This is a genomic window from Streptomyces sp. NPDC050528 (assembly GCF_044457795.1).
Classification (GTDB): Bacteria; Actinomycetota; Actinomycetes; order Streptomycetales; family Streptomycetaceae; genus Streptomyces.
Window position 1 is genome coordinate 259,179 of record NZ_JBITHH010000015.1, and the last position, 8,250, is coordinate 267,428.

An 8,250-nucleotide genomic window follows, 5' to 3' on the forward strand; every position below is an offset into this window, starting at 1 on the left:
TCAGGGGGAGTTCAAGTACAGGCTGGGTCAACGGGTGCGGATCCAGACCGTCTTCTCCCGCGTCCACTGGTCGAAGGCGTTCGTCGACTTCTCCGCGCCGCCGAACCCGGACTGCTTCCAGCCGCCGAAGGGCGTGGTGATGTCGCCCTCGCTGTACGCGTTCACGGAGACCACGCCCGCCTCGATGCCGCGGGCCAGCCGCAGCGCGGTGTCGAGGTCGCGGGTCCAGACGGAGGCGGCGAGCCCGTACTCGGTGGCGTTGGCCATCCGTACCGCCTCGTCCTCGGAGTCGAAGGTCTCGACGGTGACCACGGGACCGAACAACTCCCTTGTGAGGACGGCGCTTTCGGCGGGGACGCGGGTGATCACGGTGGGCGGGTAGTAGGCGCCGCGCGCCGGCAGCCCGTGGGGGAGTCCCGCGGTGTGGATCTGAGCGCCGGCCGCTCGGGCGGCGTCGACGGCACCCGAGACCCGGTCGAACGCGGCTCGGTTGATGAGCGGTCCCTGCTGGGTGCGCGGGTCGACCGGATCGCCGATGACGAGGGCCCTCGCGGCATCCGTGAACCGCCGCACCACCTCCTCGGCGATGCCGCGATGCACCAACACCCGTGAACCGGCGGTGCAGTTCTGCCCCATCGTCAGGAACGCGGCCTCGATCATGTCGCCGATGAGCTCGTCGCCGTAGGAGAGCGCGTCGGCCATCAGCACCTGCGGGCTCTTGCCGCCCATCTCCAGGGAGACGCGCTTGAAGTTGCTGTCGGCGGCGGCCTTGAGGATGTGGCGGCCGGTGGTGGTGGAGCCGGTGAAGGAGAGGGCCTGGACGAGGGGGTCGCGGGCGAGGGCCGCGCCGGCTTCGTCGCCGTGGCCGGGGAGGACGGTGAGCACGCCGTCGGGCAGGCCGGCCTCGGTGGCGAGTGCGGCCAGGTGGAGGGCGGAACGCGGGGTCGCCTCGGCGGGTTTGAGCAGGAGGCAGTTGCCCGCTGCGAGGGCGGGGCCGACCTTCCAACTGGCCATCGCCAGGGGGTAGTTCCACGGGAGGATCGCCGCGCCGACGCCGACCGGTTCGCGGGTGATGAGGCCCAGGCCGTCGGGTCCGCTCGGTGCGACCCGGCCGAAGACCTTGTCCGCCGCCTCGGCGAACCAGCGGACCGACTCGATCGCGCCCAGCACATCCCCCGTACGGCACTCGGTGATGGGCTTGCCCGCGTCCTCGCTGTCCAGCCGGGCGAGGATCTCCGCGTCGCGTTCCATCAGGTCGGCCAGGCGCAGCAATACGGCGCTGCGTTCCCGGACCGGAAGGCGCGACCAGACTCCGGAGTCGTAGACGTGTCGGGCCTGTTCGGCGGCCTTGGTGACGTCATCGGCGCTCGCGGCGGGGATGGTGGTGAGCGGTTCGCCGGTGGCCGGGTTGACGACGGTCAGTGTGTCGTTCCTGGTCATGCTTCCTCCACCAACTCCCAGCGTCCGTCGGTCTGTCGGGCCAGTCCGCGGCGGCGGAGTTCCTCCAGATAGCGGGCCATGCCGCGGTCGCCGCGCTTGCGGAACAGGGGGAAGATCCTGGGCAGCAGGTTCGGTACGAGCATCGCGCAGCGCACCAGACGGGACTCGCCGGACCGGGGGTAGGCCTCCAGGCGGGGCCGGTCCAGCAGGCTCACGACGGCCGTGACGACGTTCGCGGGCTGTTGCGGCTGGTCCTGGAACTGCATGGAGTTGCCGCCGTCCACGGCCTCTTGGCGCAGCATCCGGGTGTCGGTCGCCGAGGGCAGGACCGACCCGGCGAGGATGCCCTTGCTGCGCAGGTCGAGGCCGATGGCGAGCATCGCGCCGCGCAGCCCGAACTTGGACGCCGTGTAGATCGGCGTCTCGCCCAGCGGGAAGATCCCGCCGAGGGAGACCGTGGTGACCACGCGGGCGTCCCGGGATGCCTTCAGCAGGGGGATCGCGATCCGGGTGGCGACCAGTGGGGAGGTCAGATTGAGGCTGATCTCCCGCTCGATGCTCTCGACGCTGCGGACGTCGAAGCGCTCCGAGCTGGTCATGCCCACGTTGTTCACCAGCACGTCGATACGGCCGTAGAGATCGGCGACCCGCTCGAACAGCCGCTCCAGGTCGGTGCGTTGGAGCAGATCGCAGCCGATGCCGGTGTGGCCGGCGCCGGGCAGCTCCGCGGCCACCTTCTCTGCGCGGACGCCGTCGATGTCGACGACGACACAGCGGGCGCCGGCCGAGGCGAAGCGGTGGCACAGGGCGCTGCCGATGTCGCCCGCGCCGCCGGTGACCAGGATGACCTTGTCGGTGAAGTCGAACCTCCCGCTCATGCTGTCGCCTCCACGCGCTCGGCGGCGGACCGCACCGGCGGAGCCTGGCCCTCGGTGCGCCAGCCCATCTGGCGGGCGACCTTGCCGAGGTACTTCACGAACGCCCCGCTGTCGACGTAGCCCGTGTGCCGGGGCGAGGCGACGAACTTCAGCCCGCCGGACAGGTCGGGCCGGTCGGCGCGGATCATCTGCGTGAACCGCTCGGCGTTGGGCAGGCCGTGCCGTTCGTCGTTCAGGTACCCGGCTATCAACTGTGCCTGGGAGTCGAAGAGTTGGTACGCCCCGGAGTTGGTCTCCACGAACCCGATCCCGAACAGGCCCTGGTGCTCGCGCGAGAACGACGACAGATACAGGTCGGGATGCTGTTCGTCCCCGAAGTACCGCTGCGCGACCGGGACTTTGTGCACATAGCCGGTGGCCAACAGGATCAGGTCGAAGTCGTCGCTCGTGCCGTCCGTGAAGTGCACGGTGCTGCCCTCGGCGCGGGCGATGCCGGGCCTGGCGGTGATGTCGCCGTGCTGGAGGTGGTGGATCAGCATCGAGTTGATGGCCGGGTGGGTCTCGAAGAGCTTGTGGTCCGGCTTCTGCAGGCCCAGGCGTGTCGGATCGCCGTTGACGATCCGCAGCAGTCCGCCGAAGACGCGCTGCGCGAGCCACATCGGCAGATGCGGACCGCTGTTGGCGATGGTGTCCACCGGGTGCCCGAAGAGGTGCTTCGGGATGAACCAGTACCCGCGCCGCATGCTGATCACCGCGTGGTCCGCCGCACGGGCCGCGTCGCACGCGATGTCGCAGCCGGAGTTCCCCGCACCGACGACCAGCACCCGCCTGCCCCGCAACTCCTCGGCGCTGCGATAGCCGGCGGTGTGCCGGACCTCGCCGCTGAACTCGCCCGGAATCTCAGGGATGTTGGGGTGCCACTGCGAGCCGGTGCACACCACGACCTGCCCGTGCAGGCTCTCCCGCCCGTCGGCCCGGACGACCGTCCAGGTGCCGTCCGCGTTCTTCTCGACGCGCTCCACCCCGACCCCGAACTCGATCCGCTCCGTCAGCCCGTACGCGTCCGCGAAGGACCGCAGGTACGACAGGATCTGCCGGTGCGGCGGATAGTCCGCGAAGTGGTCCGGCATCGGGAAACCGCCGAAGCCCGACAGGGTCCGGCTGGAGATGAAGTGGGCCGACTCGTACATCGGGCCGCCCGGGTTCTCGATGTCCCAGATACCGCCGAGCCCGGTGTGCCGCTCCAGATGGGTGTACGGCAGGTTCCGCTCGGTCAGGGCCCGGGCGACGGCCAGCCCGGCAGGCCCCGCCCCGATCACACACGTGTCCAACTGGCTTTCCGTCACGAGCCTGCCTCCTCTGTCGTCCCGTCTCACGGGCGTTGGAGGAAACGTATGCACCCGCCGTCCGGCGCGAACTGACCCGCGCGGCCAGGGACCGGACCTCAGCGGCCGTGGCCCGGTCATGGGCGTCGAGCTGCGCGAATGCCGACTTGTTCGGACGACTTGTTCATGGGACTCAGTCGTTATGCTGGGCGCATGGCTCACGTTTCCGCGGCCGAGCGCCGCCCCCAGCTCATCAAAGCGGCCATCGACTTCATGACGAGGGAAGGCGTCGCGGCCGGCAGCACGCGCGCCATCGCCGCCGAGCTGGGGGTCGCCCAGGCCACGGTGCACTACACCTTCGGCACGAAGGAAGGGCTGTACCTCGCGGTCATGGAGCACCTCACGGAGGATCTGGTCGCTCAGGTCGAGCAGGCGGCGCCGGCCGACGGAGGCTTCGAGGAGACCGCGAGCGCACTGGTGGCCGCGCTGTGGCGGACGGTGCGCGAGCAGCCAGCGAGCCATCAACTCCTCACGGAACTAACGATGTTCGCGCTCCGCTCGCCCGCGCTGAGCGAGGCCCTCAATGCCCACTACCGGGGGGTGACGGAGGTGACCGCGAAGCTGATCACCGAGGCGGCCGAACGCGCGGGCCGACCCCTCGCCCAGCCCGTCGACGCGATCGCGCGGTTCTTCCTCGCCGGGTTCGACGGGCTCATGCTGCAACACCTCGCGCTGCCCGACGAGGAGGCCGAGCGCATCTGTCTCCAGGCCTTCGCGTCCGCCGTGGTGGCGATGGCCGGGGGACGGCTGGAGCTGGTGGCGGTACCGGTGGGCTGACGCGGCACCCCAGGGGGGCCACCCAATTTTCAAGCGACCTTGTCATGTGACCAGGTCGCTTGTTTTTGTCGCCTGAGTACTGCCTCTGAACTGGTCTTTCGTCGAGTGGGACGCGCGTCACGGTTGAATGACTGGGTCGTTCGACTTGAGCGGGTGATAAAGTCGGTTCATCGATTAGGGTGCCCCTCGGTGCGGGCCCGTCACGCGGCCGGCGTCCGGCTGCCGTCCGGTCGGTGTTTCCTCCCCAACCCCCGCCTCCTTCCAGGGAGTTAGTCATGGCTGTCCTGCTTCACCGGCTGGGCCACAGTGCCTACCGGCATCGCAAACTCGTCCTGGGCATATGGCTGTTCGTGCTGGCCGCGCTCATCACGTGCGTCGGCGTCTTCGGCGGCAAGCTCGACGACCGCTTCTCGGTGCCGGGCACCGAGTCGCAGCGGGCGTTGGACAGCCTGAGCAAGACGCTTCCGGAGGCTTCGGGCGCGAGTGCCCAGATCGTCTTCACGGCGCCCGAGGGGCACCGGATCACCGAAACCCCGTACACGGCCGTCATCGCCCGGGCCGTCGCGAAGAGCCGGCAGGCGCCCCAGGTCAGCGGGGTCGTCGACCCCCGCACCGCCGGTGCCGTCTCCGCCGACGGGACGACGGCGATCGTCCAGATCCAGTACCGCGTGCAGACCGTGGACGTGCGGACCTCCTCCGTGGACGCGATCAAGAACACGGCCCACGCGGCGGAGCGGGACGGGCTGCGGACCTCGGTGGGCGGTTCCGTCTTCAGCAGCAAGGGAGTTCACATCGGGCCGTCGGAGATCATCGGCGTGGCCGTGGCGCTGCTCGTGCTCGTCGTCACGTTCGGTTCGCTGCTCGCCGCCGGCATGGCACTGCTGCCCGCGCTGATCGGGGTCGCGGCCGGGCTCACCGGACTGCTCGCCCTCGCGCCCGCCGTCAGCATCTCCTCGACGGCCGTCACGCTCGCCCTGATGCTGGGCCTGGCCGTCGGCATCGACTACGTCCTGTTCATCCTCTCCCGCCACCGGCAGCAACTCGCCCGCGGCGCCGACCCGAAGGAGTCCGTCGCGCTGGCCGTCGGCACGGCGGGCAGCGCCGTGGTCTTCGCCGGCACCACCGTGATCATCGCGCTCGCCGCGCTGAGCGTCATCGGCATCCCGTTCCTGACCACGATGGGTCTCGGCGCCGCCGGAGCCGTCCTCGTCGCCGTGCTGGCCGCGATCACCCTCGTCCCCGCCGTCGCCGGATTCGCCGGTACGCGACTCGCCCCCAAGCCCGGCAGCCGCGCCGCCCGACGGGCCGCCGACGCCGAGGGAACCACCGGCCGCGCCACCCTGGGCACCCGCTGGACGAAGTGGGTCATCGCAAAGCCGCTGCTGACCGTGCTCGCCGTCGCGGGCGTCCTGATCACCCTCATGCTGCCCGCAGCCGACCTGCGCCTGGCCCTCCCCGACAACGGCTCCGCCCCGCACGCCTCCACCCAGCGCACCGCCTACGACACGATCAGCGCGAAGTTCGGCCCCGGCTTCAACGGTCCCCTGCTCGTCCTGGCCGAGACCAACGACCGTACGGCGTCGGCGAGTTCACGGTCCGGCACCAACGACCCCGCGCGTGCGGCGAGTTCAAAGGCCGGTGCCCAAGTGGCCGCGAAACTGCGGACCTTGAAGGACGTCAAGGCCGTCCTCCCGCCCGAGCCCACCGCCGACCCGACGCAGAGCGTCATCACCGTGCTGCCCGACTCCGGCCCCGACACGGTCCGTACGGACAAACTGGTGCGCGCGATCCGCGCGGTCGCGCCCGAACTCAGCGCCACCACCGGCGCCTCGATCGCGGTCACCGGCACCACCGCCGTCAACATCGACGTCTCCAACCGGCTCAGCGACTCCCTGCTGCCCTTCGTCGCCATCGTCGTCGGACTCAGCCTGCTCCTGCTGATGATGGTCTTCCGGTCGCTGGTGATACCCGTCAAGGCCGCCGTCGGCTTCCTGCTCTCGGTGGGCGCCTCGCTCGGTCTGGTCGTGGCCGTCTTCCAGTGGGGCTGGCTGGCCGACGTGCTGGACGTGCCGCACAGTGGTCCGGTCGTCAGCTTCCTGCCGATCATCCTGATCGGCGTGCTGTTCGGACTGGCCATGGACTACGAGGTGTTCCTCGTCTCCGGGATGCGCGAGGAATGGACCCACACCGGCCGGGCCCGCCAGTCGGTCGTCGACGGCGCCCGGCACAGCGTGCGGGTCGTCACCGCCGCCGCCCTGATCATGTTCACCGTCTTCGCCGGGTTCTTCCCGCTGGACGACTCCCTCATCAAACCCATCGCGTTCGCCCTCGCCGTCGGCGTTGCCATCGACGCCTTCGCCGTCCGGATGACGCTCGTACCGGCGGTCCTCGCCCTCGCCGGCCGGGGCGCCTGGTGGCTGCCGGCCTGGCTGGACCGGCTCCTGCCCGACCTCGACGTCGAGGGGAGCAGCCTCCAGAAGGCCGTACCGGCGGACAGCGCGGAAGCCGAGCCCGCGGTTGCGGCTGGGGCGGGTGGGAACTCCGGGAAGTAACGGGCCGTTACGCAAAGACCAGGCCTTGGGGCGGAGTTGAAGAAGATTTCACCCGAGCCCCGAGGCGCACCAGAGTCACCGAGACCGCCCAACCACCGTTCCACCAGCCCCCGTTCACCCCCACTCGTCCCCGGAGGCCCCGAACGATGACCCGGATCCACCCCCACCCCACCACCCGGCGCGCCCTGCTCGGCGGCGCCGCCCTGACCGCCCTCGCCGCGACGGTCGGCACCGGCACCGCAAGCGCCGACACCTCCGCCGTGCAGGCGAGTTGGCCGACGGAGTTCGCCCTGCCCAACGGCTTCCTCCCCGAGGGCATAGCCATCGGCAGCAGGCCGTACGCCTACCTGGGCTCCCGTGCCAACGGCGCGATCCACCGCTTCGACCTGCGCACCGGCGAAGGTGAGATCCTGTCCGAGGGGGCCACCGGCCTGGTGTCGGTCGGCCTGAAGCTGGACCACGACGGCCTGTTGTACGTCGCCGGCAGCACCGGGGTCGCGAGAGTCGTCGACGCCCGCACCGGCGAGGTCCTGACGACCTATCAACTCACCGCCTCCACCGGCCACTTCATCAACGACGTCACCCTGCTCGGCGACCGCGCCTGGTTCACCGACTCCCTCGACGCGGTGCTCTACGGCGTACCGCGCGGCCGTACGGGCGAGGTCACCGCCCTGCCGCTCACCGGCGACTGGGTGCAGACGCCCGGTGTGAACAACGCGAACGGCATCGTCGGCACCCCCGACGGGCACGGCCTGATCGTCGTCAGCAGCTCGCCCGGCAAGCTCTACAACGTGTCCCTCAAGACCGGCCGCGCCACCGAGATCGCCCTGAGCGGCGCGGCGAACGTGGCCAACGGGGACGGGCTGTTCCGGATCGGCCGGACGCTGTACGTCGTCCAGAACCGGCTGAACCTGATCAGCGTGTTCGACCTCGACGCCAAGGCCACCACCGCGACTCTGCGCCGTACGGTCACCGACCCGCGCTTCGACGTCCCGACGACCGCCGCCCGCTTCGGCAACCGGCTCTATCTCGTCAACGCCCGCTTCACCACCCCGCAGACGCCGGACACGACGTTCACCGCCGTCGCCGTGTCGATCTGAGGTGACAGTGGGCGTGGGCCCCCCCGGAGTTCAACCGGGGGCCCCCCCCCGGGGTGATAGTGGCGCAGCGGGTGGGCGCCGCGGGAAAACCCCCCGGCCCCGCCGCCCGGGGTGTAGC

6 protein-coding genes are annotated in these 8,250 nt (G+C 70.5%); 3 read left to right on the top strand and 3 right to left on the bottom strand.

The features are described from left to right. Nucleotides 1-27: 27 nt before the first annotated feature. From ACIBK4_RS41605 to ACIBK4_RS41615, 3 genes are read right to left on the bottom strand one after another with little or no spacing between them, the layout of a single operon-like run. Nucleotides 28-1,440: an aldehyde dehydrogenase family protein gene (locus ACIBK4_RS41605; protein ID WP_399003799.1), complete on the bottom strand. Its 1,413-nt coding sequence runs from the start codon at nucleotides 1,438-1,440 to the stop codon at nucleotides 28-30. Then, nucleotides 1,437-2,318, bottom strand: a complete 882-nt coding sequence (locus ACIBK4_RS41610) for an SDR family NAD(P)-dependent oxidoreductase (RefSeq protein ID WP_399003801.1) — start codon at nucleotides 2,316-2,318, stop codon at nucleotides 1,437-1,439. Before ACIBK4_RS41610 ends, ACIBK4_RS41605 begins: the two co-directional genes overlap by 4 nt. Then, complete coding sequence (locus ACIBK4_RS41615) at nucleotides 2,315-3,664, bottom strand: flavin-containing monooxygenase (RefSeq protein ID WP_399003803.1); 1,350 nt, start codon at nucleotides 3,662-3,664, stop codon at nucleotides 2,315-2,317. The genes ACIBK4_RS41610 and ACIBK4_RS41615 overlap by 4 nt, the downstream gene beginning before the upstream one ends. 192 nt (nucleotides 3,665-3,856) lie before the next feature. On the opposite strand from ACIBK4_RS41615, the gene ACIBK4_RS41620 reads away from it, so the two are divergent. The 3 genes from ACIBK4_RS41620 (at nucleotide 3,857) to ACIBK4_RS41630 (ending at nucleotide 8,132) form a co-directional block, all read left to right on the top strand. Further along, entirely contained in the window at nucleotides 3,857-4,480 is a 624-nt protein-coding gene (locus ACIBK4_RS41620; RefSeq protein ID WP_399003805.1) for a TetR/AcrR family transcriptional regulator, read from the top strand. 275 nt (nucleotides 4,481-4,755) lie between these two features. Then, on the top strand, nucleotides 4,756-7,032 hold the full coding sequence (locus tag ACIBK4_RS41625) for an MMPL family transporter (RefSeq protein WP_399003807.1): 2,277 nt from the start codon (nucleotides 4,756-4,758) through the stop codon (nucleotides 7,030-7,032). Between the two features lie 146 nt (nucleotides 7,033-7,178). Beyond that, complete coding sequence (locus ACIBK4_RS41630; protein ID WP_399003809.1) at nucleotides 7,179-8,132, top strand: SMP-30/gluconolactonase/LRE family protein; 954 nt, start codon at nucleotides 7,179-7,181, stop codon at nucleotides 8,130-8,132. Nucleotides 8,133-8,250 lie beyond the last annotated feature (118 nt).